This window comes from Pseudescherichia sp. (assembly GCF_031987975.1).
Classification (GTDB): domain Bacteria; phylum Pseudomonadota; class Gammaproteobacteria; order Enterobacterales; family Enterobacteriaceae; genus Pseudescherichia.
The window spans coordinates 405,605-430,771 of record NZ_DALZYX010000002.1 but is presented as its reverse complement, the minus strand read 5'-3'; the positions used below and the strand labels follow the sequence as shown (position 1 = coordinate 430,771).

Sequence of the window (25,167 nt, the reverse complement as noted above, 5' to 3'; positions counted from 1 at the left end):
TAATCATGACCGACACCACCGAAATTCAGGTAACTGAAGACTCACCCGTGCACGTCGATAATGCGGCGGCATCCGCAGTCGATACAGCGTCACATGCCAGTGATGATGGTGCGCACGATGAGGGCTTCGAGATTGTCCTGAAGGACGATGAGACCAAACCTAAGCAGGATCCGGCAGTCAATGCGCAATTTGCACAGCGCCGCCTTGAGCGCAAGCGTCAGCGTGAGCTTGAGCAGCGGGCAGAGGCCGTGCAGCGCGGAGAAATTCCGGAAGACCTGCGGGTAAACCCTGAGTTACCTCCTCAACCCAACGCCAGTGAATATTTCTCTGATGAAGCTCTGGAGAAGTATGGATGGGACACCAATCGCGCACAGGCTGCATTCACGCAGGCTAATAACGAATGGCTGCTCAAGGCGCAGGATGCGCGCAGCAATGCAGTAGCAGAGCAGGGACGCAAGACTCAGGAGTTTACCCGACATTCAGCACAAATCGTTGAGGCAGTACGTAAGCACTATGATACGGCAGAGAAATTAAACCTGCCTGATTATCAGGAGAAAGAGGAAGTGTTCCGCCAGGCTGTCCCGCCAGATGTGGACACAACCATTATGGACCTCTTCCCTGAGAAGTCGGCAGCGATCATCTATCACCTGGGTTCAAACCCGGAGAAATTACGCCGCATCTTAGCGCTGGACGGTCAGCGTGCGCTCATCGAACTTACCAGGTTATCTGAACAATTAACTCTCAAGCCTCGTGCTAATGCGAGATCTAACGCCCCTCAGGCAGATGAGCCTGTGCAGGGAAGTGTTGCCGCCGCGAACGTATCAGCCATTCAGAAGAAGATGGATGAAGCAGCGAAGAAAGGCGACACGGATGCTTATCGCAAGTACAAGGCTCAGCTTAAAGGAATCAAATAATGGCTCTTAATGAAGGTCAGATGGTAACTCTCGCAGTAGACGAGGTTATCGAAACAATGCAGAACATGATGCCGATGGTTGGCAAAGTCAGTAAATACTCGCCGCCGGGCCGTGAAATGCAGCGTGGTGACAACACGATCTGGATGCCTGTCGAGCAGGAAGCACCAACTCAGCGCGGCTGGGACCTGACCGACAAGGAAACCGATCTGCTGGAGTTGAACGTAAAAGTGACGCTCGACGACCCGGACAACGACTTCTTCGACATTCGCGCCGATGATGTTCGTGACGAAACCACTTATCGTCGCCGCATTGCCGCTTCCGCTAAGAAGCTGGCAAACAACGTTGAGAAAGAGATCGCTAACACAGCGGCAGAGATGGGGTCGCTGGTTGTTACCAGCACCGGGCCAATCGGCAATGCCAACACTGGCTGGGACTTCATCTCTGAAGCAGAATCACTAATGTTCTCCCGTGAGCTTAACCGCGACGCTGGGCTGAGCTTCTTCTTTAACGCCAATGACTACCGTGGCGCAGGTCGCGATCTGGCTGGAAAGGACTTCTACGGCCGCATTCAGGATGATGCCTATACCAAAGGCGTCATTCAGAAGCAGGTTGCTGGCTTCAATGATGTTCTGCGCTCGCCTAAACTTCCTACTCTGTTTGGCTCCACCGCTACCGGCGTTACCGTTTCAGGTGCGCAGAAGTTCAAGCCGCAGTCATGGCGCCTCAACGAAGACGCTTCCCGTGAAAACGTGGATAACCGCTTCGCTACGGTGAATGTTAGCTCCGGCACTGGCTTTAAGCGCGGCGATAAGATCTCCTTCGCTGGCGTCAAGTTCCTGGCGCAGATGGCGAAGAACGTTCTGGTACAGGACGCGACATTCTCCGTCGTAGCCGTGAACGGCAATGCTATCACCATAACGCCGAAGCCGATCGCACTGGACGACACCTCGCTGACCGCTGCTGAGCGTGCCTATGCGAACGTTAATACCTCGCTGGCAGCCGGTGCGGCAATCAACGTGCTGAACACCGACACCGCGCCGACCAACGTGTTCTGGGCTGATGACTCTATCCGCCTGGTATCGCAGCCGATCCCGCTGAACCATAACCTCTTTGCTGGCATGAAGTCCGAGGCGTTCAGCATTCCGGGTACCGGCCTGAACGGCGTTATCGCCTTCCAGGGTGATATCTCCACCTTCAGCGGGAAGTGCCGTATCGCGCTGTGGTACAAGTCTACCGCTGTGCGACCGGAAGCTATCGGTGTTGGTTTGGCGAATCAGGATGTAGCAACCGCCATTGAAGGCTGATGATAAGGGGCTTCGGCCCCTTTCTTACTGGAGAAAGTCATGAGCACAATGCTTTACAAAGAAGGCAAGGGAACGCGCATCTGGGGCAAGCAGTACAAAACCATCGTCGTGAAAGATGATGAAGTTCAGGAGCATCTTGCTGATGGCTGGCACAAGCACCCTGACGATGTTCATGCCCAGAAGGCTGAGCAGACCAAAATCAAGCGCACCCGTAAGACCAACGCCGAAGCGGCTGAAGAGGTAGATGATGGACATGTCGACGAAGGGCGATCTAGTTCTGGCGGCGCTTCGGAAGCTGGGAATAGCGTCTGATGCAACCCTAACCGATGTAGAGCCGCAGTCAGTCGAAGATGCTGTTAATGACCTCGAAATGATGATGGCGGAGTGGTATCAGGACGGCGCAGGCATTATCACCGGTTACGTTTTCTCCTCTGATGAAAATCCCCCGGCGACCGGTGACGAGCACGGCATGCGATCATCAAAAGTGAGCGCAGTCGTTTTCAATCTAGCCGTGAGAATTGCCCCTGATTATGCAGTCGAGCCATCAGCCAAAATAGTGATGAGCGCCCGGAATGGCAAGGAGTTGCTCTACAAATCCACCGCACTGACCCGGGCAGAAAGCTCAGGCCGCATCTGTTACCCCAATCGCATGCCAGTAGGTTCCGGAAATCGCGGCGCTACGCTGAGTAATATCAACTTCTACCACAGACGGGAAAAGAAAGATGCCGATAGTTCAACTCCCTCTGATGAAGGGTAATGCAAAAGACAGGTTTAGCGCTGACTATGTCGATTACCTTCCGGTGAACATGCTGGCTACGCCAAAAGAGATTCTGGATAGCAATGGGTATCTGCGGTCGTTTCCAGGGATCCAGTTGAGAACCTTTGTGGACGGCGCTTCAAGAGGGGTTAAATACAACACCACTCAGGACGCCGTCTACAGGGTGTGCGGTAATCGGTTATACCGGGCTGGCTATGAAGTTGCTCCTGTGTCAGGGACGGGCAGGGTAAGCATGGCTCACTCACGCGTAAGCCACGCGGTCATTATCGAGGGTCGTGTTACACAGTTTAAGTATGACGGTGGCGTGTCAGTAATAGATAACTGGCCCGAGTCATCAGGTTACGCCAGGTACGATATTGGCTCTGCAAGCGATATCGTAAGAGTCAGAGGCCGATATATTTGGGCAAAAAAAGGGTCTGATTCGTTCTTTATCTCTGACCTTGAAGATGAGACTAAGCCAGATCGCTATAGTGCTGAATACCGAGCGGAGTCTCAGTCAGATGGCATAGTTGGTCTGGATGTATGGCGGGACTTTGTGGTCTGCTTTGGCACAAACACTACGGAGTTTTTCGCACTGACGGGAAATAGTGGCGCTGGCGCTGCTGTGTATGTCAACAATCCGGCGTATTTCGTGCCCAAAGGAATAGCGGGGACGTACTGCAAGTGCAGTTTCATGGACGACTTTGCAATAATCAGCCATCCCGCCACTGGCTCACCTTCTATTTATCTGATGGGGAGCGGGCAGGTAAAAACCATCGCAACAGCAACGGTAGAGAAAATTCTCCGCAGCTACTCTCTTTCTGAGTTATCCCGGGGTGTACTTGAACCATTAAGGTTTGACTCTCACGAGTTGTTGATGGTTCACCTTCCAAGGCATGTGCTTATTTTTGATGCCTCAGCCAGCCAGAACGGGCCACAATGGACGATTTTGAAGACGGGCCTCAATGACGACGTTTACAGGGCTATTGATTTCGCTTACGAGGGGAATGACATCTCGTGTGGTGATAAATCATCTCCGTATGTTGGGCAGGTTAACTTTAACCTGTCCAGTCAGTACGACGTACCACAGGAGCATTTGCTCTACACGCCCATGTTCAAGGCAGATAACGCACGGGTGTTTGACCTCGAATTAGAGGCGGTGACCGGCGCGGCACAGATGGCGCAAAAAATATTTATCTCTGCAACCGCCGACGGAGTTACCCATGGAGAAGAGAAGTTGCTCCACTGGGATAAGCCCTTCCGATATGACAGGAGAGTCATCTGGAAGCGGGTGGGCAGGATCAGGAAAAATATCGCTTTCAAGATACGGGTCATAACTAATACGCCGGTGACTCTGTCGGGGTGCCAGGTGAGGGTTGAGTAATGGCTGACGACTCCCTTAAAAACCCTGTTAGTTTGAATGCCGCAAATCTTTCTGCCGCATCGCTTCCTTCGGGCCTTTCACGGGCATATGAGATCCACATCCTTACTCAGTCGCAGGACTTGACTGGCGTTGCAGAGAAAGCAAATCAGGCAGGTTTAGGCGCCTACGATGCTCAGGTAAAAAACGATGAGCAGGATGAGCAACTGGATGATCACGAAGGCAGGATATCAGCTAACACCAGTGCAATTGCATTGGTTGAGGTCAGGGTTACAACAGCTGAAGGAAAGATTGTAACACTCCGTAGCGATGTCGATTTCCTGCTTGATGAGGTGATCAACATTCAGTCGGCAGTCGCAGCAGCGGAAAATGACATAGACAACCTTCAGACTGACTATGTATCTAAGAAAGCAACAGCCATTCAGTCAATATCATCGCCAGTCTCAGTGACGACGTCGCTGTCTGTGAACGGGACAAAGGTCGTCGGCGCTCGCCAGACAGGATGGACTCCGGCAACAGGATCCGCACTTCTTGCCTCTTTTAATGCCAGCCAGACCTACAGCGCCAGCGCCACCTACAGCCAGGCAGAGATTAACGCTATCGCTACGGGGCTTGTTCAGGCGAGGCAGCGAATTAAGGCACTTGAGGACATGGCCAGGGCGCACGGACTAATCAACTAATGACCAGCATAGACAAAGTTACTGGATCACAGCTTATGAGGCTGTGGGGAGTGCCGTCGTGGCCTGAAACAGAAGGTGATTACCTGCTGTGGAATGGTGTTGCCATATTTGTGTGTCTTGATTTTGGCGAGAGGGTGGATTTGCACATGGCGATGAAGCCCGGAGAGCGGCACAGATGCAGAGAGGCTGTGCGCGACATTCTGGGTCTAATTGGTAACCGGGAAATACACGCCCCCGTGCGAATCGAGCACAAGCATGTGTGCAACCTGGCGCGTAAGTTTGGTTTCTCCGAACGATGGCGCGGTGTTGTCGAATATATTGACAACACGAGCGGCGAATTAATTTTGATGACGAGGTGCGCTACATGAGCGGCATTGCTAAAGGTATTGGTAACGTTGTGGGTAGTGTGGTTGGTGGCATTACCGGTTCTAACAAGGCTGCTGATGCACAGGTTAGCGCCGCCAAAGACTCCAACCAGATGGCCTGGAATATTTACCAGGATCAGAAACAAACAAACCAGCCATTTCTTAGTGCTGGACTCAGCGGCCTGACAGGATTAACCGGCATTGCTGGGCAACCAATAAACCGCAGTCAACTATTAACTGATTATTACAGCTCCCCTGAATATCAACTAATGAGCGACCAGGCTCGTTATCAGGCGTTAAATGCTGCCGAAGCAACTGGTGGACTAGGATCTACTTCGACGGCCAATAATCTGGCAGCAATTGCTCCGCAGCTTGGGCAGAATTACCTGTCAATGATGACAGACCAGCAGAATAACATGTATGGGCAGCTTCTCGGACTCACCAACGTTGGCCTTTCCGCTGCAGGCGCTAATAACGCGGCGGCTGGTAACTACTCCAACGCTTACGGACAAAACATGGGGCAGATAGGTGCGGCTCGTGCAGGCCAGGCCGTGGCTGGATTCAATACACTGGCCAATGGTGCGGCAGCATACTTCACTGGCGGAAAAAGCTTAATCGGTGGTGGCGGAGGTCTTTACTAATGGCGGATCCAATTGATTACACGTCAGGACTGAATCAGTCAATAATGACCGGTGCCAGGCTTGGAAGTCTGATGGGGCTGTATAAGCAGCAAGAAATTGAGAGCCAAAAAGCTCTGAGGCAAGAGGCACTGGCACAGCAGTTTCAAAGAGACTGGGGTGAGTCTTTTGGAGATCCGCAAAAGATGTCGGCTCTTGTTGCGAAATACCCAGGTCAAATAGATGCCATTAAACAAGGAATAGGCTTTCAGGATGAGCAGCATCAGTTAGCTCTGGGTAATGCAGCACGAGATCTGCGAATTGCCATGGCATCAGGCAATCCGCAGGCCATTGGTGCGGCCGCATCCCGCAACGCTGGCGTGCTCGGCACCATCAATTCATCTCCAGAGGAAATCCTGCAACAGTATCAGCAAGATCCTCAGGCTCTGGCTAGCATTGTAGATGCGGTAGGGCTTAGCGCTCTTGGTCCGAAAGATTACTATGGGGTTCAGAACGACCGGGCGCAACGCGCCAACGATCAGGAGACTCTCGCGGAGCGCATCCGCAGTAATCAGGCTGGAGAGGCTCTACAAGCCAGAGGGCAGGATATTCAGGTCAGGGGGCAAAATATATCTGCTCAGAACGCCAAGTTATCGGCAAGCGGAGCAACCAGTGACATGAAAAACTTTTCCGCATACTCCAGCTTGCTTAAAACAGATCCTGAGGCAGCCGCGCTCTTTGCTCAGGTGGCAGGAATTAATACTGGAGTAGGGGCAGGGAATAGACAGGTGCAGCTGTCTGACGGAAGGACAGTGTCGATAGGTGGGAAGTTGCATGGCGCGGGAGCGAATGCTTTCTATGAGGGGCGGGATAACAATGGAAACACTGTTCGCGTTCCGGCAAACGCAATAGCCTCGCCTGCAACATCGGCTGCTACAGCTCAGAATTATGCTATGAAGAAAGACATAGACACCATCGAAGCGGCCAGTCCAGATGATTTGAACTTCATCACCGGTGTGACTGGTGGTAATGGCACTCCTGCGCTAGGGGCCGACGTCAGAAGCAGAATCAGTGGTAAAGAGCAGAGGCAGATTTATAACGCGACGCAGCGTATTCAAGGACGAATGCAAAATCAGGGTATTGCGGCTGCGCGTGATATGGGGGCAAGTGGTATCAACACTGTAGCTGAAGCAAAAATGTATTTTCAGGGCATGCCACAAATTGATTTTTCTAGCCCGGAGTCAGCACAGCAATCAGTTAAAGACATCAAGACCTACACAGACAATTACAACCAGCAGTATAACGTCAATGTTGGTACGAGTCGCCAGCCAGTCAACCAGCAAAGCGCTCAACAATCAGCGGGTGGCATTCATACGTCTAAATCAGGAATCACATTCACGGTGAAATGATGGAAGTTACAGCTAACGGCAAAACGTTCAGTTTCCCTGACGGCACCAGCACTGAAGATATTGGTGCTGCGATTGATGAGTATTTCGCTGGACAGTCAAATCCTGAGCCAACAGCGACAACGCAGCAGAATCAGCCCGCGACGACAACACAAGAGCAATCAGAGCCATCTTTAGCACAGCAGGCTGCCGACTGGATCACTGGCGGGCAGAGCATTGGTCAGGCCGCAGAGCAGGCGGGTAGGGGGCTGGTAAATATCCCGTTCGATGTTTTACAGGGCGGTGCCAGCCTAATCAATGCGATCAGTCAGGGCCTTGGCGGGCCGCGAGTGCTTGACGATGTATACCGTCCGGTTGATCGCCCGTCAGATCATTATGCGCAGGCTGGAGAGGCAGTTGGTGGTTATCTAATTCCAGGCGCCGGTGTTGCTGGTAGCATGGCTTTAGGTTCGTTGGCAGAGGCAGCAAATCAGCAAGGTGATTTTGCCCAGAACGCAGCAACAAATGCGGCGGTAAACCTGGGTGCTCAGGGTGTACTTTCCGGTACAGCTAAGGCTATAGGCCGTGGCGTAACGGCTGTACGTGGAGAGATTGCACCGGAGGCTCAGCAGGCCATAAATTTTGCTGAAAAAAACAATGCACCTTTGTTGACCACTGACGTAGCACCCCCAGGTACATTCACTGGAAACTCAGCGCGGGCATTAGGGGAGAAAATCCCAGTTACAGGTACTGGAGCTTTGCGGCGCGGACAGCAGGAAGCAAGGAATGAAATAGTCCAGCGCTATGCGCAGCAGTTTGACTCGCCGGCACCTGAAGAAATTGTTCAGAGCTTACAGAGGCAGACGAGCAAGGTTAAACAGGCTGCCGGTGGGCGATTATCTTTGGTAAATGACGCCATGCAGTCCGCAGGTACTATAAATCCCACACAAGCTATTTCAGCAATCGACACTGAGATAAACAGGCTTTCACGGCTGGGCGGTGCGGCTGACACGCAGACCATTTCCAAGCTTGAAACCTACAGGGATGAACTGAATAAAGGTGCGGATTTTGGCTTGTTGAGAGATTTGCGTACCCAGTTCAGACAGGACGTAAAAGGTGATCGGACTGTATGGCCTAATCAGTCGCAGGCTGCTGTTAACAGAGTTTACTCTGCATTAACCAATGATGTGAACCAAGCTGTATCCGACACTCTCGGGGCGAAAATGGCGAGCAGGTATAAACAGGCAAATGCTGTATACGCCAATGAAGCGCAAATGGTTAACAACACACGCCTAAAAAATGTCCTGCAGAAGGGAGACCTGACGCCTGAGGTTGTCAATAACCTTTTGTTTAGCAACAAGCAAAGCGAAGTCAGGCAGCTATACAACTCCCTTGATAGCAAGGGGAGAGGAGCTGCCAGGGCGTCAGTCATTGGAAAGGCATATGAAAAGTCGGGAGGGAGTCCTGACAAGTTCCTCAATGAAGTTAACCGGCTTTCATCGCAGACGGGAATTTTGTTCAAAGGAGAGGAAAGGCAATACCTGCAAGGCCTGACAAAATATCTTGACCAGACAAGACACGCATCACGTGCCGGGGCGGTAACACCGACAGGACAGGAGTTGTTCCAGATCGCCGTCCCTGCAGGTGTGGCAACGGATGTTCTTGGTACTGGCGGGGTGGGGACAGCAGCAGGGTTAAGCTACGGTGCCGTGGCGCGGTTTTATGAAAGTAAGCCAATCAGGAATGCGATTTTGAGATTGGCTAACACTAAACCAGGCACGCCACAATATGAAAAGGCGCTAAGTCAGGCGGCTTTAATTGTAAGGCCATTTGTTGCAAATCATACAGAAAGTACGAATTGATTCACTTGGTGAAATATATTTTGTTATCGCAACTAAGAGAATTTATTTTACCACTTTCATTGATAGACGCAGATGCGCTTTCACAAGCTTCCCCAGCTTGATTAAAGAAAGAAATGGAAGAGTATTGCGAAGTGGAGTACACGCCTATCTTGCCTGAAACCTTTATTATGGCGTGGTTGTCTGTATCCCCAACAAACCAAAGCATTGCCATCTCCTTAGTCCCGAACTCATCCCGGTAAAGCATTGTAGGGACATGAGTTCTAGTAAACTCCATTGCTTTAGGGATAAGAATATCCTCGCGCTCTTTCTTTATTTTGTATGCCTGATACGCGCCGAATCCAAGCCATGCCACACCCATAGCCGAAACGACCAAGGCAATCACAAAGAGGTACTTCAGCACCTTTTTAATGTCATTGTAAGCATTTTCACCGAAGCTCTTTGATTTATCCAATTTCTACTCCTTTGGGGTATGGACGAATATAAAGCTGAAACCAAAACCTATCCAGCCCTGGCAGCCGCCGGGGCTTTTTTATGCCCGGAGTTTACAAATGGCAGATGTTACCGCAAACGCAGTTGTCAGTATGCCGAGCCAGCTATTTACCCTGGCGCGTTCGTTCAAGGCTAACGCCAATGGCAAGATTTATGTTGGTAAGATTGACACAGATCCATCCAACCCGGCAAACCAAATCCCTATTTATTTGGAGAGCGAATCTGGTGAAAACATCCAGGTGGCGCAGCCGATCCGGATTAACTCTGCTGGTTTCCCGGTATACAACGGTCAGATTGCCAACTTCCTGACTACCTCAAATTACAGCATGGCCGTTTACGATGCCTATGGAACTCAGCAGTTCTACTTTCCAAGGGTGACGGGTTCGTCAGGTGATTTGCTGGACTTCAAGGATCAACTGGCTTCTGCTGATGGCGTCAAGCTAGTCGGTAATGCCGTTGACAGGCGAGGTGACACGATGACCGGTGGATTGCGTGTGACCGGAAATGAAATAGCTAATTTAATCGTTGGTAACCTGCCCTTAGGTAATCCTGGGTCTGATGCTGTTCGTGATGGCGTTACTGTGGTTCGTCTGTTACAGAACTCACCAACTAACTGCCATGGCTTTGCAGATAAGACATTTATTGACACCGCTACAGACTACGGAGGGTACGGTGTATTTGATGCAACGCTAAACCTGAAAGGCGCGCATACGCATAACCACGTGTATAGCTTTCAGGACAGGACAACATATGCTGGCTCTGGCGTGCTGGAGTTAATGAAAGGCCTGATGTCTTCCCCCGTGCATCAGGGAACAGGACAAATCAACGACCGTGCGGGCGTCTATATTAACGACGTCCTCCTGCAGGGAACAGGAAATCTGCAGCAACAGAACGGCATTCTCATTGAGCATTTGCAGGCGGGAAAACAGGCCAACGTCGGTGTTCACATCAGGCAAATTACCGGACTGGCTTACTACGCACCTAATGGCGGTCGAATGTTCCAGAATGGCGTGGCCGGGTTCGGCGTTGATCCGAGTGTATCTAACTTTGCCATCAATTTCCGGGGAAGCGCCAGCAACCCTTTCTATGGGTTCGCCTCTACAGATGGCAACGGAATGGCCATCGGAGTTACTGGCGACACGAAAATGCAACTCGTTGCAGCAGGAGAAACGCGGCTTTTAGTTAAAACGGCTGCCACCTTCCAAAGGGCTGTGACGCCTGGCAATGACAACCTGACCCCCTGTGGCGACATGGTTAATCGCTGGAGCGTACTATTTGCTGGCACAGGAACTATTAACACCTCTGATGGCCGTGAGAAAACAGACCCTATCACCGTCGAAACCCTCTCTGGGTTGATGGGCCAGGACCCAGACGCCATTCTTGATGCTTGGGGTGATGTGTCGTTAATCGCTTTCCAGTGGCTGAACTCGATTCAGGAGAAAGGAGAGGATTCAGCTCGCTGGCACTTCGGGGTAATCGCTCAGCAGGTAAAAAAAGCGTTTGAAGAAAAAGGTCTCGACGGAACTCGCCTCGGCCTGCTCTGCCACGATGAGTGGGAAGATCAATTCGATATAGTGCCCGCGGAGGTCATTGAGCATGAACCGGAGTATTTAGATGCTCTTGATGGATCGCTGCAGCGCATTGTAACTAAAGATGCATGGACGGAAGTGGTCAAGCCTGAAAGCAAGATTCTCGTTACGCACGCAGGTGATCGCTGGGGCATCCGTTCAGATCAGTGCCTGTGGCTGGAGGCTGCTTATCAGCGCCGGGAGCGTCAACGGCTAGAGGATAGGGTTAGCAATCTGGAAAGGTTATTCGCGGACAAGTAGTCACACCCTATGCTTCCATAGCGAATACTCATCCCATAGCCATATAGCTATCATTGCTATGTCCAGGCTAACAAATCCCTTATCAGCAGATATGCCTGTGACCAGCATTAGCAGACATGCAACACCCATGGCACGGATAAACCAGTGAGCTAATTTTGTTAACAAGACCATGGCGCCACCATTTCTATGTAGATGGGCAGTGTAATGGTTGTTTAATGATCAATCAATAACCATGGGATTGGGGCGGAAATTGCCTTGAGAAACGCACAGCTCTGCACCCATGCAGGGCTTTGCGCTCTCTGTGCCATGTTTGTGACATGCACTCATTCACAACCTCCATCATCTTCCGTTTTGTGCCACTGACTTGATGGCTGTGAATGCGGTCAAGGCCAGTTAAAACAGTTAGTTAAATGTGGTGCTTCGGATTCGTAATGCGAAGGTCGTAGGTTCGACTCCTATTATCGGCACCAGTTTTCTCAGTTGGTTATCTGCTGTTGATGTAAATCCCCTTTCTTTATTTAGACATATTTCTGCTATTTAGAGTTTTTTCTATTTTCTTATTTTCTTATCTTCTTAACTGCTACTTTGTAATCCATTGGTTAAAAAAGATGGGCTTTTTAACCATTATTCAAAGAGATATATAACTAAAAATTAATTTCCCGCATATTTTGTAATATAAATATTTTTAATGTAATTTTGTAATGTGTGCTTATTTTCGGGAAGAATTACTGTGCACTTTTATTGCTTGGGGCTTATAAGGTTAAGGCAGTAATGTTGCTGCCAATTATTAAGTTTTTTATATGTCAAATTATTATGTATATGCTGTGCGTTATAATTCGAATCATTCGCATATTGATGTACTTAGAGTTTCTCAAGGTGGAGGTGTTTCCGTTGATCTTAGAAGGCAAGAGGTTGTGTCCAGGATTTTTAATGAAACAGATGTATTTATCACGGCAATACAAAGGAGTGATGGTCAGTATTATCAGGGAGCTAGAGTAATTATTGATCCTGTCGGTGGCAATTTTTATTTAAAAACCGTAGCTGATGGGATCGCGAGGGATAACCTCGAACAACTACCGCAGTTCTAATCCAAAGGGCCGCAGATGCGGCCTTTTTGATGGATACTAAAAATCATATGCACCCCTCTATTAATCAAGGCCGTCGCGAATCCTGCCTAAGCGGAAATATCCGCGTATTGATAATCGCGATATTCACCTCGCAGGGCGTCCCATCATCAAGAAACACCGTTTCCGTAAGCTCGATAACCGCATCATTCTCCTTTAATTTTAATAAGGAGAGCACATCCGCATCGGTCAAATTGATTGCCTCCAGGTTCTGGTCCCGGCGCTGGATCTTCTTACCGGTAATTTGCTCGATATAGGAGAATTTCGACATCTCCAGCCTGCTGAACTCCATGGTGCTAAACATGCTCACCGGCAGGTGGCTATGCTCCAGCGCAACGGGAATATCATCGAAGCACATCAGACGCAGAATTTTATAGACCTTGTCGCTGTTCTTAATACGTAACGCCTGCGCCATATCAGGGGAGGGAACGCGGATAATACTGGCAGAGATAACCTTTCGCACGCCCTTATAGCCATGCTTCTGGGCTTGATAATCGAAAGGTGAGAGCGCATGAAATCGTCCAGAGTGGTTGCTTACCCCAGTTGACCCTACATACAAACCCGAGCCTTTAACCCGGTAAATCCTCTGCTGCTCTATTAAAATGCGCGTGGCTTCGCGCACGGTAGCGCGGGTGATACCAATATTTTTGGCAATGGCAATTTCAGTATCGAGCTTATCGCCAGGCAACAGGCCGTCATCCTTAATTTTCTTCAGGATGTAATCGACTACCTCTCTCTGCTTCTCTGTTATGCCATCAACCATCGATATTCTTCCCGATAAGTGTGAAAGAGCGACTCCCCTGAGCCTGTCTATACATGTATGCCTGATATTCTTCGCTTAGCACCACTTGAGTGGTGTAGAGATGTGATCGGCTTAACGAATTTGCATCCAAATCCCGCGAGTTCGCCGCAATGTGACCGTTACATATTGTATCTGCCCAGATCCCGGTCCACTATCTAGATGACTATACATCTTAAAGATGTCTATACGTATCAAGCAGCCTGAAACAGAGAAACGCGTTTTTTTAGATCAGGGAGAAAAATATGTCGCATCTGGCAACGTGGTTAAATAACGAGAAAATACAGTACGTTGAGAGCGTAGCGGACTGGAAAGAGGCCATCCAGATCGCCGGGCTTCCTCTCCTCAATGAAGGAGCAATATCTCAAAGCTATATCGAGGCTATTATCCGCCTGAAAGAGGAGGTCGGCCCTTACTTCGTTATCGCTCCGCGGATTGCTATGCCGCACGCCCGTCCGGAAGAGGGCGCTCAGGCGCTGGGCTTATCGGTTGTAAAGCTGGCTAAACCCGTAGTGTTTAACGCTGATGAGAACGATCCGGTGGATACCCTTTTCATGTTTGCCGCGCCGGACAGCAACAGCCACATAGAGATGATCTCTCAGTTGGCTGAGCTGCTCTCTGATGAAAGCGAAATGGAAAAGGTCTTCAACGCCCGCAGCAAAGAAGAACTGAATGCAATTTTATTGGCCGATAACGGTATCGCCCAGTAGACGAATAGTGATCAATGATTAATGAGGTGAGTTATGAAAATGATGGCGGTGTGTGGTTCAGGTCTGGGCAGCAGCTTCATGATGGAAATGAATATCAAAAAGGTGCTGAAAACTCTTAACGTGGTCGCGGATGTTGAACACTCCGACCTGGGATCGGTAACCCCCGATGTGGCTGACGTTTTTGTAATGGCGAAGGATATTGCCTATAGCGCCAACCTGCCTGAGGGCAAGATTATCATCATCAATAACATTATCGATCTGAAAGAGATCGAGCAAAAAATACGCGAGTATTTTGAGAAAAATAACGCTTAAACAGAGATGAACATCTTCCCGTAGAGGTTAATATGTTTATTCAAAACCTTTTGCAGTTTGTCGTCGATGTGCTGAAGGTGCCTTCCATCCTTGTTGGACTGGTGGCGCTGTTCGGGCTGGTGGCACAGAAAAAACCTTTCCCTGATGTGATTAAGGGGACGGTAAAAACCATTCTTGGCTTCTTAGTTTTGGCTGGCGGTGCCTCTGTTCTGGTCAGCTCATTAACCCCGCTGGGCGATATTTTTAAAGAAGCATTCGACGTTCAGGGGATCATCCCGAACAACGAAGCGATGGTCTCTATTGCCCTCGCCAAGTACGGTGCACCGACCACGCTGATTATGGCGTTTGGCATGGTGGCTAATATTGTGGTCGCCAGGTTTACTCGCCTGAAATATATCTACCTTTCAGGGCACGTAACCTTCTACATGGCCTGCATGGTAGCGATTATCCTCTCGGTAGCCGGTTTTGAAGGTGTTCAGCTTATCTATACCGGATCGTTAGCGCTGGGTATTTTGATGGCGGCGTTCCCGGCGCTGGCTCAGCCCTATATGCGTAAAATCGTCGGCGGCGATCAGGTTGCTTTAGCGCATACGGGCACGATTGGCTATGTTCTCTCAGGCTGGATTGGTACCCTGGTCGGTAAAGGATCGAAATCCACCGAAGAGATGAACATGCCGAAAAACCTCAGTTTTCTGCGTGACAGCACCATCTCTATTTCCCTGACCATGATGGTTATTTACCTCATCCTGTCAGTATCGGCAGGTAAAGAGTATGTTGAGGCTAACTTCAGCGGCGGTCAAAACTATCTGGTCTACTCGTTTATCCAGGCGATTACCTTTGCGGCGGGCGTATTTATTATCCTGCAAGGGGTGCGCTTAATCCTCGCGGAGATCGTCCCGGCCTTTACCGGTTTCTCTGAGAAGCTGGTGCCTAACGCCGTACCAGCTCTGGACTGCCCGATTGTCTTCCCATACGCGCCCAACGCGGTGCTGGTTGGGTTTATCTCCAGCTTTATTGGTGGACTGGTAGGGCTGTTCATTCTGGGGCAGCTGCACTGGGTGCTGATCCTACCCGGTGTCGTACCGCACTTCTTCTGCGGTGCTACAGCGGGCGTTTTCGGTAATGCTACCGGCGGTAAACGTGGGGCTATCTGCGGGGCGTTTGCCCACGGGATCTTGATCACCTTCCTGCCTGTTGCGCTGCTGCCGGTTCTGGGGGCGATTGGCCTCACCAACACCACCTTCTCCGATACCGATTTCGGCGTAGTGGGGATTATCCTCGGCAATATGGCGCAATTTATGGATAAGGGGATGATTACCCTGACCATCACCGGCATCTTTGCGCTGCTGGTTATCTATAACTTCACGGCTAAAAAGAAAGTGCCGGTGGAAGAGGGTGCAGGTCAGTAAAGCAGGGTCAAGAGGAGCAGAGGGATGATTCCCTCTGCTCTTTTATTTGTATTCGATATATAACAATCGCTACAGCTCCAGCATCTGGAGCCAGCCCCTTGCGCGGGTGGCTGGCTGCGCGACTGCCCTGGCGATGGCCGCACCGATCTCCGCGCAGGCGGTGATGCCCTGCACAAACGGCTGATCATGCATCAGATAGGGAATTGCGCCAAAAGCAATGCGTCCGCGCACGCTGGCTGGCTCATGGAGCGTGTAGTCATCCCCAACGGCGGGGAACTCCTCTCCACTGGCGGCGAGCTGCTGGCGTAGCGTTGGGAATGGTAAATCTGCCGTCTTCAGCGGCTTTTGCCCGCGCGCATCGATAAAGACATCGTACTGATAGCGCTCGCCCTCAGCGAAGATGGTCGTCTGCTGCTCGCCGATCTCCATCTCGTAGTTCGAGCCGAGTGCGAGAACGCTCAGGATCCCAGCCTCGCGCAGAGCTAGCAGGCGGCGAATCGACTGGGAAGGCACGGCGGCATAGTTATCGATAAAGATCCGGGCGAGGCCCGACTCGAAGCGTGCGCTGTCATGCTCGTCAAGCCACGGGACAATAGGTTGGATGGCTTCATGCAGGCGCAGGATCGTATAGCGCCACGGCACCGTCCGCCTGTCGCGCTTGTTACGCTCGACCTCATTCAGGTTGGTCTCTGCCCAGCGGAAGGGATCCTGTTTCTTACGGTCGGCAAACCAGGCTGCGAAAAAGCTGTCGGCATCCAGCGTGCTAAGAGCGATCTGCTCACTCCAGAGCGGATCCGCCAGCGTCAGCTCTTTGACCATCAGCGCAAAAACGCGGTCGAGCAGGCCATCCGGCCCGGCGGCAATCTCTTTTTCAATCGCGCTCTCCGTTACTATGGATAACGGCTCGTAAGGAATAGGGCAGTAGAAGTCCGCTTCTGGCAGGATGCCCGACCGCGACATCAGTACGATCTGTAACGCCTTGCTGTCGGCGTCGAGGTTGAAATGCAGACGCTTATCCTCGGTCTCAAAGAAGGTGCCGTGCTGAATAGCCACGGCCATTGCGGCGTCGATGCCGCTCAGGGAGGTGCCCATCACGCCGACGTTGCAGGCCGGAATGTGTGCCTCCATCAGCCCGGACCAAGGGCTGGGAAAATAGGTGCGCGTTGCGCTGCTCTCTTCCGGCCAGACGTGCCCGGTAGCAACAACGGCAAGATCGAACCGCTCCGCAGCCAGTGTGTTTTCTGTCCACAGCCGAACGCCCTCTGGCGTGGCTTCAATATCGGTCACCCGACAGGACTCATGCACCTCTATCTCAAAGCCGAGCTGTCTCGCCTGCACCACCAGCGCCAGGAACTGGGCGCGGTAATATTCGCCGAGTAGAATACGCGGCAGAAACTGACGGACATGCAGAGAGGAGGCCTGTACGCCGTAGCGGGCCAGATGTTCTTCGCTCAGGCTGCGCAGCCAGTCGATATAGGTTGAGAAAATGGGCGGGATCTCAATACTGGCGATATTGGCCAGCATCATTCTTGAGTTCTCTTCGCTGCTGTAAGGCATGCCGACGCCTGCCTCACTGGACTGCTCATAGATGGAAATGGAGAGTGGTGTGCTGTTTTTCAGCAGGGAAAAAAAGGTATAGATACCCGTCGGTCCTGCGCCGATGATTGCGATTTTTTTCATTTTTGTTCACCCGCTATTCTTGTTTTACCGCCTGTCCGTATGCCAGTCGGGCTGCATAAAACTAGTGTAGACCACGGGGTGGGAACATGAGGCCGGGTAAGCGAAGCAGCTTCCCGGCGCTATGCGGAATTAGAAGCGGTAGCCGACGCCGACGTTAAAGCCGTTAATGGAGCGGCTGCCGTCGATATCGACGTTAGTGCCTTCGTAACCAACGTTAATCGCCAGCTGCTCGGTCGGGTTGAACTGCACGCCCGCACCCCATGCGAAATCGGTCGATTTCTCAGAAATGCTTTCACGCCCGACGTAGTAATCGCCTGCGTTTACCCAGGTGGTATCGCCGTCGGCTTTGGTATGAGCAATGCCGCCCAGCGCATAGAGGGAAACATACTCGTTAATGCGGTATGCCGGGCCGACCATCAGGGAGTAATATTTCACGTCGATGCTGTTATGCACTGCATCGGAGGCCACGTAGTAATCCTGATCGTCATCACCGCTCATGTAAGTGAAAGAGCCGAGCACGCTGAGGGGAGAGTCCAGCTCATAGCGGTATTGCACGTTCACGCCACGAATATCCTTAAACCCTTCCACATCGCTCTGCGCATAGCCAATAGAGAGCGTATTGCTCTCTGCCATTGCTGCGCCGCTTATCAGGCTGGCCACCACTAACATCCCCAGAGTAATTTTTTTCATTTTCCTGTTCCATTTGCCATCAATTACGGTGGCAGAATTGTTGGTTTTTTTAGCAGGGGTTGAAAGGGGGAATAATCTTAAAGCTTTGATAATATGAGTAAATAATACCCCCTAATTTGGTAGTTGCGCATACGTTATCTTCATGAGGCAACCTTCATATCGAAAAAATCGCACTTAACTAAAATCGCTCAAAAAAACTACTGGATATTTGAACAGGGATTAGTATAATAATTACACAACCCAGTCGGGTGCTATAGTAAGTGAGTGGTGAAGCCTATGATGATTCCATTTGAAAGCCTTAATTCTCTGGATCAATCGGCAACGATGAGTAGCCGTGAAATCGCTGCGTTGACAGGCATAACCCACGGTGAAGTAAAACGTATTGTTAAAAGCCTCGAAACGGCGCAGCGTTTATCAGAGCCGGTACGGGTGGCAATGTTTGAGCGGGATGGCGAGAGCTATCAGGAGTTTTTGCTGAACAAGCGCGACTCTCTGCTGGCCGTAGCGCGTTTGTCGCCAGGCTTTACCGCTGCTGCACTGGATCGCTGGCAGGAGCGCGAAAACAAGACCGCGCTGCCCGATTTCACCAACCCGGCGGCGGCGGCTCGCGCCTGGGCCGAGCAGTATGAGCAGCGCCAGAGAGCCGAGCAGCAGCTGGCGCTCTCCGTACCCAAGGCGGAGTTTTTCGACCGTTTCGTGGAGGTGCAGGACTCGCTGGGTTTTCGCCAGCTCTGCAAGATGCTGAAGGTGAAAGAACCGGAGTTCCGTCAGTTCCTGCTGGAGCGCAACATCATGTACCGCGTTAATGGCACGCTGACGCCGCAGCTGCATCATCAGCAGGCGGGCTACTTCACCATGCGATCCGGGGTAGGTGAAAACCAGCACACTTTCTCCCAGGCGCGTTTTACCGCCAAAGGGGTGAAGTGGGTGGCGGGTCTCTGGGCCGGACATATCGCCACGCAGCCAAAGGGTGCGGCAGCGGCATAAGCCTGCGCTAGCCCTTCCAGCCCTTCGTCAGCACGCTGGCGGAGGGCTTTTTTTTTCCAGCCGCATCATCCCTGAATGTGCCTTTTCTGTTCATCTTCTTAGATCTCTTCCCACGTCCAGCCAACCTCGTTACTCCTCTTCAGGCAGATCTGTGGCATAACCCTGTAAAAAGTGACAACGATTCCTAAAGGCAGGGCCATAACAATACGATAACCTGTCTGTGGCAGATGAAGAGAGTGGTTAAGGTGGCTTATAATAACCGGCGGAAAATGAGAATTTCATGCTTTGGCATTATTGTCATTATTAAAAATAACCGTCCTCGGCTAAAGGCAGGCCCAATGTTAAGTAACCCGATCCCTTTTAGCGGGGACAACGTTAGTACTAATCATGAATGATAATAAAAAGCCATCCGATTCCGGCAATGTCGATACACAGCATCTTATTGATCTCCTTGATAACAACTCTGACTGGGTCTGGGAAGTTGATGCCCAGGGGCGCTACACCTGGTCCTCAAAAGTAGTAACCAGCCTGCTGGGCGTCTCACCGGAAGAGGTGATCGGTTGCACCCCTTTTGACTTTATGCTGCCCGGTGAAGCCGAGCGCGTCGGACGCGCTTTTGGCGAAATCGTTGCTAAGCGTATTCCATTCTCCGGGCTGGTTAACCGCAACCGCCGCGCCGATGGTCGGATCGTGGTGCTCGAAACCAGCGGCGTTCCGCTGTTTGATGAGCAGGGTGAATTGCGCGGCTACCGGGGCATCGATCGCAATATCTCAACGCTCGGCGAGCGCGTTATGCAGCTGGAGACTATCTACGACTCGACTCCGGTTGCACTCTGTATGATTGACCGTACGGGGCGTCTGGTGATGTCGAACAAGGCAATGGCCCAGCTGATGGATAACGCCGCTAACGATCCCGCTGAGAGCCATATTGCTGAACAGATGCCCGGCTGCTGGCAACAGTTTCAGGCCGCTTTTGCCCTGGCCGATACCGGTGCGGAGATCCCCTGCCGGGAGATTGTCTGGCGCAAGCGCTGCTACGATACCCACTCCGTACCGGTGCATGATGCCTCTGGTAACGTGGTGGGGCTGTCGGTGACCTGGGTGGACATTACCGAGCGCCGTCGCGCGGAGCAGAAACTGGCTAGTGCCAATGCGATCCTGCAGCAGCATGCCCAGCACGACCATCTCACCGGCCTGTTCAACCGTCGCTATATGGACGAGTGTCTCTCTAACGTCATCACCAACGCCCTTGAGGAGCAGTTTCCGCTTTCGGTCTGCCTGGCTGACATTGACTATTTTAAGCGCTATAACGATACCTACGGCCACCAGGCGGGGGATGAGTGCCTGCGCAGGGTAGCCGACGCACTGGTGGCAGCGCGTCGCCAGTCCGAAGATAATGTCAGCCGCTACGGCGGAGAGGAGTTTTTAGTGATCCTGCCGCGCACCGACAGCGCAGGGGCACTGGCGATGGCAGAAAGAATGCGTGAAAGCATCAATGCGTTACGCATTCCTCTGTCTGCCAGCCCAACCGGCTACCTGACCATCAGCATCGGCATCGCGACCCTTAGCGAATGCAGCATGGTGACCGAAAACCGGCCGCTTCATCTTATCGCCAGCGGCGTCATCCATCAGGCCGATACCGCGCTCTATGCTGCAAAACGGCGGGGACGCAACGGTGTCGTGGCGGCAGCGGCGATGCAGCGGGCGTAGATGCGTTTCGCGATTTAATGTTCAGGGCGGCTATCAGGCATATAGCCCAGCTTGAAGAGCAGTGCGACGATGGCATATTTTACTGCCTGCGCCAGGACTTCGGTACACTCGCCCTCAAAATGCTGAAGAGCTGAATCAACCCTATTACCCGGCAGCGCCCAGCCAAACCAGACGGAGCCGGCAGGCGTGCCGTCTTCGCCGCCGTCCGGGCCGCCGTAGCCGCTAACGGCAATGCCGACATCTTCACCTGATACCCTGACCGCACCTGTTGCCATCTCCTCCACCGTGGCTTTACTGACGGCGGTATGTTTGGCAAGTGTTTCCGGGTTCACATTTAGCAGCGTCATCTTCGCTTCATCCGTAAAGGTTATAAATCCGCTGCCGAAAAAAGAAGGTGTGTCCTTCGCTGCGCACAACGTGGAGCCGAGCAGGCCCCCGGTGCAGGACTCCGCCGTTGTCAGGCGCAGTTTTTTGCTCGTTAAAAGATCACCCAGTTCATTTGCCAGAAAATCCAACGGTTTTTCCATGAATTGCTGGCAAAATTGTTGCTCTGTTGTCATTGTTGGCTATTCCTTCTGTGCATCTTGAATGGAACAAATCTTCTTAAGTATTGCAGCAAAATGTCGGGCCGGTTTTCAGGGCGAGAGAATACCGATTTTTCTGTAAGAAGAGTGCTGTAATGAAGGGCACAGAGAGAGGCGTAAAGCCTTCACCGCAAGGTATACTGATTGCGTCACCTGCCGTAAAGGACCTGAACATTATGATTTCTACACTGATTTACCGGAGCCGCCTGAGTCCCGACTTTGATGCGTCAAAGTTAGGCGATCTGGTATGCCGGGCGCAGAGACGCAACGCAGAGCTGCAGATCTCCGGTATTTTACTTTTCGACGGGACCCATTTTCTTCAGGTGCTTGAAGGTCCGCTGGCGGATGTGAATACCCTGTATGCCAAAATCAATGGTGATCCGCGGCACGATAGCGTAGTTGAGCTGATGCGCGACTATGCCCCCAAGCGGCATTTTGAAGATCCCGGCATGTCGCTGTTCGATCTCCGTTATGACAGCCCACGATCGGTGCTGCGCTCGGTAATTATTGCTGGAGCGCTAAAGTTTAATCTCGCCTGCGACGGGCGAGTCTATAAGTTTATCAAATCATTCCTGCGCGGTAGCTGGCGCGAACAGTATCCCGGGCGGAATGAACCTGAACGCTGGGCCTTTGTGCCCGTCGAGCCGCCGCTGGCGCAAACTTTACCGTTCCTGTTCCCCGATCAGCCGTGCCAGTTCGCCATCCAGCCCATCGTAGAACCGCTGCGTGGGCAGATTAGCTCTTTTGAGGCGCTGATCCGTAGCCCAAACGGCGGTTCACCCCAGGACTACTTTGCCTCTATTCCGCCGGACAAAATTCACGAGGCCGATCTCCTGTCAAAGGAGTGGGCGTTTGCGCTGGCGAAACAGATCGGCATCGGCAGCCATAAGCTCTCTATTAACCTGCTGCCCATGTCGCTGGTCAATATTCCTGGCGCGGTGGATATTTTGTTGGCGCAGATCACCCGGCACGGGTTGGTTCCTGAGCAGGTGATTGTCGAGGTGACGGAGGACGAGGTGATCTCCGGCTACGACGAGTTTACCACCGCGATTATGCAGCTACGTTCGGCAGGTATTGGGTTGGCCATTGACGACTTCGGCGCAGGTTTTGCCGGGCTGTCGCTGCTTACCAAATTTCAGCCGGGCGAACTAAAGATTGACCGCAGCATTGTGACCGATATTCACCTGCATGGCCCAAAGCAGGCGATTGTTAACGCCATCGTCAAGTGTTGCGCCGAGCTGGAAATCAGCGTCGTGGCGGAAGGGGTTGAGCGGGTAGAGGAGTGGTGCTGGCTGGAGGCGGCGGGTATCAAGCACTTCCAGGGCTACCTGTTTGCTAAACCGGCCCTCAACGGCGTCGCGCCGGTCTGCTGGCCGGTAAAGCAGGCGAAACCATCATCTTGACTCAGGCATTGACGCGGAAATTCGCGGCTTAACCCGCCCATGCAGCGCCGGGTTATCACTCTCATCTTTTAGCTTAACGCCGGTCAGGCGGCGTAAAAAGGCCTGCTCCAGCAGCCAGGCAAGCTTAAACGCAGCGGCCTCGTAGCTCAGGCCCTCCGGGCGGATGTTAGAGATGCAGTTGCGCTCTGAGTCCATACGGGCGCGCGCCGGCTGCCAGGTCAGGTAAACGCCCAGGCTGTCCGGGGACGACAGCCCCGGACGTTCGCCAATCAGCATCGCTACCGCTCTACTTTTCAGCGTCTCGCCAATCTCATCCCCCAGCGCCACGCGCGCCTGGTGCGCCAGCACCACCGGCCCGATGTTCAGCCCCAGCGTCCGAAGGTAGGGCAGCAGGGCCGTAATCAGCGCCACCGCCTGGCGGTGCACCGCATGGGAAGATAGCCCGTCGCCAATCACCAGCAGCAGATCGTGGGCGGGTACCCGGCTGGCCTGAAGGATCTCGCGACTTTCGTCGCTCAGCCTGCGCCCCAGATCCGGACGGTTCAGGTAAATATGCCGATCCGCCGCGGCACTGTGGGCGGTCAAGGTTTGCTGGCCCAGCGCCATAAGCTGCTGCGCCAGCCGCTCGCTGTCAAAAGGCTGGTGGACCGCGTCGCGAGCCTGGGCGTGAGCCAGGCCGAAGCTGAGCACCTCCCGGGTTGGCAGGCTTGCACCGCTGCGCCCCAGGGCGATACGAGCATCGGTAAACTCGCGCAGCAGCGACCAGGCGTCAGGATGATTCATACGTTTACCCCCTCAGGCGGCAGCACGCTCAGCAGCGGATGATTGGCTCCGGTGAGCCGCAGCTGGCCGGCGCTATCGATAATCTGCATTTTCGTCAGCCACTCGCTAAACTCCGGGGCATGCTTCAGCCCCAGCAGACGCCGGGCATACAGCGCATCGTGAAAGGAGGTGCTCTGGTAATTGAGCATGATGTCATCCGCTCCGGGGACGCCAATCAGGAAGGTCAGCCCGGCGTTGCATAGCAGCGTCAGCAGGCTATCCATATCATCCTGATCCGCCTCCGCGTGGTTGGTATAGCAGACGTCGCAGCCGATCGGCAGACCCATCAGCTTGCCGCAGAAGTGATCCTCTAGCCCGGCGCGGATAATCTGCTTGCCGTCGTAGAGATACTCCGGGCCGATAAATCCCACCACCGTATTGACCAGCAGCGGATCGAAGTGGCGCGCCACGGCATAGGCCCGCGCCTCGCAGGTCTGCTGATCGACATCATGATGGGCGTTGGCGGAGAGGCAGCTGCCCTGGCCGGTCTCAAAATACATTACGTTGTTGCCCAGCGTGCCGCGCCCAAGGCTCAGGGCGGCTTCCCGGGCCTCCGCCAGCAGCGCCAGGTTAATGCCGAAGCCGCTGTTTGCCGCCTCGGTGCCTGCCACCGACTGGAACACCAGATCGACGGGGGCACCGCGCTCTATCAGCGCCAGGGTATTGGTGACGTGCGTCAGCACGCAGGACTGGGTGGGAATAGCAAAGCGGCTAATGATGTCATCCATCATATGGTTCAGCCGCTCCAGCACCGGCAGGCTGTCGCTGGCGGGATTGATGCCGACCACCGCATCCCCTGCGCCATAGAGTAGGCCGTCGAGCATGCTGGCGGCGATGCCTTTCAGATCGTCGGTAGGGTGGTTAGGTTGCAGACGCACACTCAGGTGGCCCGGCAGGCCAATCGTGTTGCGAAAGCGAGTAACGACCCGGCAACGGCTGGCAGCGAGGATCAGATCCTGGTTGCGCATCAGCTTGCTAACGGCAGCGGCCATCTCCGGCGTAATGGCACGCGCCACACGGCTTAGGGTAAGGGGATCGGTGGCGTCGTCCAGCAGCCAGTCGCGAAAGTCGCCTATCGTCAGATGGCTAATGGTGGAAAACGCGTCGCGATCGTGAGTATCAATAATCAGCCGGGTAACCTCATCCGCTTCGTAAGGGATAAGCGGATTGGCCAGGATCTCGCGCAGCGGCACCTCGGCCAGCGCCATCTTCGCCGCCATGCGCTCTTCGGCAGAGTCGGCGCTGATGCCTGCCAGCACATCCCCGGAGCGGGCCGGGGAGGCTTTCGCTAGCAGCGTTTTCAGGCTGGCGAACCGGTAGGTGCGGTGCGCCAGAGTGGTTTTATACATGTCGC

Annotated in this window: 24 protein-coding genes; 17 read left to right on the top strand and 7 right to left on the bottom strand. The window is 52.9% G+C overall.

Going from position 1 to position 25,167, the window contains the following annotated elements; all coding sequences use genetic code 11:
* Positions 1-5 precede the first annotated feature (5 nt).
* From RTN40_RS05425 to RTN40_RS05385, 9 genes are all read left to right on the top strand, one after another.
* Positions 6-914, top strand: coding sequence for a scaffolding protein (locus RTN40_RS05425; protein ID WP_312227557.1), 909 nt, complete (start codon positions 6-8; stop codon positions 912-914).
* On the top strand, positions 914-2,218 hold the full coding sequence (locus RTN40_RS05420; RefSeq protein WP_312227556.1) for a P22 phage major capsid protein family protein: 1,305 nt from the start codon (positions 914-916) through the stop codon (positions 2,216-2,218). The genes RTN40_RS05425 and RTN40_RS05420 overlap by 1 nt, the downstream gene beginning before the upstream one ends.
* 39 nt (positions 2,219-2,257) lie before the next feature.
* Positions 2,258-2,530, top strand: coding sequence for a hypothetical protein (locus RTN40_RS05415; protein ID WP_312227555.1), 273 nt, complete (start codon positions 2,258-2,260; stop codon positions 2,528-2,530).
* Complete coding sequence (locus tag RTN40_RS05410; protein ID WP_312227649.1) at positions 2,466-2,975, top strand: packaged DNA stabilization gp4 family protein; 510 nt, start codon at positions 2,466-2,468, stop codon at positions 2,973-2,975. Before RTN40_RS05415 ends, RTN40_RS05410 begins: the two co-directional genes overlap by 65 nt.
* Entirely contained in the window at positions 2,941-4,359 is a 1,419-nt protein-coding gene (locus RTN40_RS05405; protein WP_312227554.1) for a packaged DNA stabilization protein, read from the top strand. The genes RTN40_RS05410 and RTN40_RS05405 overlap by 35 nt, the downstream gene beginning before the upstream one ends.
* Positions 4,359-5,036, top strand: coding sequence for a phage tail protein (locus tag RTN40_RS05400; RefSeq protein ID WP_312227553.1), 678 nt, complete (start codon positions 4,359-4,361; stop codon positions 5,034-5,036). The genes RTN40_RS05405 and RTN40_RS05400 overlap by 1 nt, the downstream gene beginning before the upstream one ends.
* A 364-nt stretch (positions 5,037-5,400) precedes the next feature.
* A complete protein-coding gene (locus tag RTN40_RS05395) occupies positions 5,401-6,042 on the top strand; it encodes a DNA transfer protein (RefSeq protein ID WP_312227552.1) in 642 nt (213 codons plus the stop codon).
* Complete coding sequence (locus RTN40_RS05390; RefSeq protein WP_312227551.1) at positions 6,042-7,427, top strand: phage DNA ejection protein; 1,386 nt, start codon at positions 6,042-6,044, stop codon at positions 7,425-7,427. Before RTN40_RS05395 ends, RTN40_RS05390 begins: the two co-directional genes overlap by 1 nt.
* Positions 7,427-9,265, top strand: coding sequence for a DNA transfer protein (locus RTN40_RS05385; RefSeq protein WP_312227648.1), 1,839 nt, complete (start codon positions 7,427-7,429; stop codon positions 9,263-9,265). The genes RTN40_RS05390 and RTN40_RS05385 overlap by 1 nt, the downstream gene beginning before the upstream one ends.
* A 1-nt stretch (position 9,266) precedes the next feature.
* Here the strand turns inward: RTN40_RS05385 and RTN40_RS05380 are convergent, their stop codons facing one another.
* On the bottom strand, positions 9,267-9,716 hold the full coding sequence (locus RTN40_RS05380; RefSeq protein WP_312227550.1) for a hypothetical protein: 450 nt from the start codon (positions 9,714-9,716) through the stop codon (positions 9,267-9,269).
* Positions 9,717-9,813: 97 nt separating this feature from the next.
* On the opposite strand from RTN40_RS05380, the gene RTN40_RS05375 reads away from it, so the two are divergent.
* A complete protein-coding gene (locus RTN40_RS05375; protein WP_312227549.1) occupies positions 9,814-11,583 on the top strand; it encodes a phage tailspike protein in 1,770 nt (589 codons plus the stop codon).
* 800 nt (positions 11,584-12,383) lie between these two features.
* The gene (locus RTN40_RS20985) at positions 12,384-12,671 is read left to right on the top strand and encodes a DUF3892 domain-containing protein (RefSeq protein ID WP_409418510.1); all 288 of its coding nucleotides are present in this window, start codon (positions 12,384-12,386) and stop codon (positions 12,669-12,671) included.
* 64 nt (positions 12,672-12,735) lie between these two features.
* On the opposite strand, the gene RTN40_RS05370 is transcribed toward RTN40_RS20985, so the two are convergent.
* Entirely contained in the window at positions 12,736-13,470 is a 735-nt protein-coding gene (locus tag RTN40_RS05370) for a GntR family transcriptional regulator (protein ID WP_312227548.1), read from the bottom strand.
* 281 nt (positions 13,471-13,751) lie between these two features.
* Here RTN40_RS05370 and RTN40_RS05365 point away from each other — a divergent pair, with 281 nt between their 5' ends.
* Genes RTN40_RS05365 through RTN40_RS05355 form a run of 3 tightly spaced genes read left to right on the top strand, consistent with a single transcriptional unit; the run spans position 13,752 to position 15,937 of the window.
* Positions 13,752-14,216, top strand: coding sequence for a PTS sugar transporter subunit IIA (locus RTN40_RS05365; protein ID WP_312227547.1), 465 nt, complete (start codon positions 13,752-13,754; stop codon positions 14,214-14,216).
* A gap of 33 nt (positions 14,217-14,249) precedes the next feature.
* A complete protein-coding gene (locus tag RTN40_RS05360; RefSeq protein WP_312227546.1) occupies positions 14,250-14,528 on the top strand; it encodes a PTS sugar transporter subunit IIB in 279 nt (92 codons plus the stop codon).
* A 32-nt stretch (positions 14,529-14,560) separates the two neighbouring features.
* Positions 14,561-15,937, top strand: coding sequence for a PTS ascorbate transporter subunit IIC (locus tag RTN40_RS05355; RefSeq protein WP_312227545.1), 1,377 nt, complete (start codon positions 14,561-14,563; stop codon positions 15,935-15,937).
* 69 nt (positions 15,938-16,006) lie between these two features.
* Here the strand turns inward: RTN40_RS05355 and RTN40_RS05350 are convergent, their stop codons facing one another.
* Both RTN40_RS05350 and RTN40_RS05345 read right to left on the bottom strand, forming a co-directional pair.
* Positions 16,007-17,617: an FAD-NAD(P)-binding protein gene (locus RTN40_RS05350; RefSeq protein ID WP_312227544.1), complete on the bottom strand. Its 1,611-nt coding sequence runs from the start codon at positions 17,615-17,617 to the stop codon at positions 16,007-16,009.
* A gap of 129 nt (positions 17,618-17,746) precedes the next feature.
* On the bottom strand, positions 17,747-18,307 hold the full coding sequence (locus tag RTN40_RS05345; protein ID WP_312227543.1) for an Ail/Lom family outer membrane beta-barrel protein: 561 nt from the start codon (positions 18,305-18,307) through the stop codon (positions 17,747-17,749).
* A gap of 276 nt (positions 18,308-18,583) precedes the next feature.
* On the opposite strand from RTN40_RS05345, the gene RTN40_RS05340 reads away from it, so the two are divergent.
* A complete protein-coding gene (locus tag RTN40_RS05340; RefSeq protein WP_312211090.1) occupies positions 18,584-19,294 on the top strand; it encodes a phage antirepressor KilAC domain-containing protein in 711 nt (236 codons plus the stop codon).
* Positions 19,295-19,681: 387 nt separating this feature from the next.
* Entirely contained in the window at positions 19,682-21,004 is a 1,323-nt protein-coding gene (locus RTN40_RS05335) for a diguanylate cyclase (protein ID WP_312227542.1), read from the top strand.
* A gap of 14 nt (positions 21,005-21,018) precedes the next feature.
* Here the strand turns inward: RTN40_RS05335 and RTN40_RS05330 are convergent, their stop codons facing one another.
* On the bottom strand, positions 21,019-21,564 hold the full coding sequence (locus tag RTN40_RS05330) for a 2-oxo-tetronate isomerase (RefSeq protein ID WP_312227541.1): 546 nt from the start codon (positions 21,562-21,564) through the stop codon (positions 21,019-21,021).
* A 200-nt stretch (positions 21,565-21,764) separates the two neighbouring features.
* On the opposite strand from RTN40_RS05330, the gene RTN40_RS05325 reads away from it, so the two are divergent.
* Positions 21,765-22,991 carry a diguanylate phosphodiesterase gene (locus RTN40_RS05325; RefSeq protein WP_312227540.1) on the top strand — a complete coding sequence of 409 codons (1,227 nt, stop codon included), beginning with the start codon at positions 21,765-21,767 and terminating at the stop codon, positions 22,989-22,991.
* On the opposite strand, the gene eutC is transcribed toward RTN40_RS05325, so the two are convergent.
* Entirely contained in the window at positions 22,983-23,774 is a 792-nt protein-coding gene (gene eutC / locus RTN40_RS05320; RefSeq protein ID WP_312227539.1) for an ethanolamine ammonia-lyase subunit EutC, read from the bottom strand. The two genes, RTN40_RS05325 and eutC, sit on opposite strands and share 9 nt — an antisense overlap.
* A complete protein-coding gene (locus RTN40_RS05315) occupies positions 23,771-25,162 on the bottom strand; it encodes an ethanolamine ammonia-lyase subunit EutB (protein WP_312227538.1) in 1,392 nt (463 codons plus the stop codon). Before RTN40_RS05315 ends, eutC begins: the two co-directional genes overlap by 4 nt.
* Positions 25,163-25,167 lie beyond the last annotated feature (5 nt).

Bases quoted from the DNA above. Each gene is read 5' to 3' on its own strand.
- RTN40_RS05425 (WP_312227557.1), top strand. From the start codon at position 6: ATGACCGACACCACCGAAATTCAGGTAACTGAAGACTCACCCGTGCAC.
- RTN40_RS05420 (WP_312227556.1), top strand. From the start codon at position 914: ATGGCTCTTAATGAAGGTCAGATGGTAACTCTCGCAGTAGACGAGGTT.
- RTN40_RS05415 (WP_312227555.1), top strand. From the start codon at position 2,258: ATGAGCACAATGCTTTACAAAGAAGGCAAGGGAACGCGCATCTGGGGC.
- RTN40_RS05410 (WP_312227649.1), top strand. From the start codon at position 2,466: ATGGACATGTCGACGAAGGGCGATCTAGTTCTGGCGGCGCTTCGGAAG.
- RTN40_RS05405 (WP_312227554.1), top strand. From the start codon at position 2,941: ATGCCGATAGTTCAACTCCCTCTGATGAAGGGTAATGCAAAAGACAGG.
- RTN40_RS05400 (WP_312227553.1), top strand. From the start codon at position 4,359: ATGGCTGACGACTCCCTTAAAAACCCTGTTAGTTTGAATGCCGCAAAT.
- RTN40_RS05395 (WP_312227552.1), top strand. From the start codon at position 5,401: ATGAGCGGCATTGCTAAAGGTATTGGTAACGTTGTGGGTAGTGTGGTT.
- RTN40_RS05390 (WP_312227551.1), top strand. From the start codon at position 6,042: ATGGCGGATCCAATTGATTACACGTCAGGACTGAATCAGTCAATAATG.
- RTN40_RS05385 (WP_312227648.1), top strand. From the start codon at position 7,427: ATGGAAGTTACAGCTAACGGCAAAACGTTCAGTTTCCCTGACGGCACC.
- RTN40_RS05375 (WP_312227549.1), top strand. From the start codon at position 9,814: ATGGCAGATGTTACCGCAAACGCAGTTGTCAGTATGCCGAGCCAGCTA.
- RTN40_RS20985 (WP_409418510.1), top strand. From the start codon at position 12,384: ATGTCAAATTATTATGTATATGCTGTGCGTTATAATTCGAATCATTCG.
- RTN40_RS05370 (WP_312227548.1), bottom strand. From the start codon at position 13,470: ATGGTTGATGGCATAACAGAGAAGCAGAGAGAGGTAGTCGATTACATC.
- RTN40_RS05365 (WP_312227547.1), top strand. From the start codon at position 13,752: ATGTCGCATCTGGCAACGTGGTTAAATAACGAGAAAATACAGTACGTT.
- RTN40_RS05360 (WP_312227546.1), top strand. From the start codon at position 14,250: ATGAAAATGATGGCGGTGTGTGGTTCAGGTCTGGGCAGCAGCTTCATG.
- RTN40_RS05355 (WP_312227545.1), top strand. From the start codon at position 14,561: ATGTTTATTCAAAACCTTTTGCAGTTTGTCGTCGATGTGCTGAAGGTG.
- RTN40_RS05350 (WP_312227544.1), bottom strand. From the start codon at position 17,617: ATGAAAAAAATCGCAATCATCGGCGCAGGACCGACGGGTATCTATACC.
- RTN40_RS05345 (WP_312227543.1), bottom strand. From the start codon at position 18,307: ATGAAAAAAATTACTCTGGGGATGTTAGTGGTGGCCAGCCTGATAAGC.
- RTN40_RS05340 (WP_312211090.1), top strand. From the start codon at position 18,584: ATGATGATTCCATTTGAAAGCCTTAATTCTCTGGATCAATCGGCAACG.
- RTN40_RS05335 (WP_312227542.1), top strand. From the start codon at position 19,682: ATGAATGATAATAAAAAGCCATCCGATTCCGGCAATGTCGATACACAG.
- RTN40_RS05330 (WP_312227541.1), bottom strand. From the start codon at position 21,564: ATGACAACAGAGCAACAATTTTGCCAGCAATTCATGGAAAAACCGTTG.
- RTN40_RS05325 (WP_312227540.1), top strand. From the start codon at position 21,765: ATGATTTCTACACTGATTTACCGGAGCCGCCTGAGTCCCGACTTTGAT.
- eutC (WP_312227539.1), bottom strand. From the start codon at position 23,774: ATGAATCATCCTGACGCCTGGTCGCTGCTGCGCGAGTTTACCGATGCT.
- RTN40_RS05315 (WP_312227538.1), bottom strand. From the start codon at position 25,162: ATGTATAAAACCACTCTGGCGCACCGCACCTACCGGTTCGCCAGCCTG.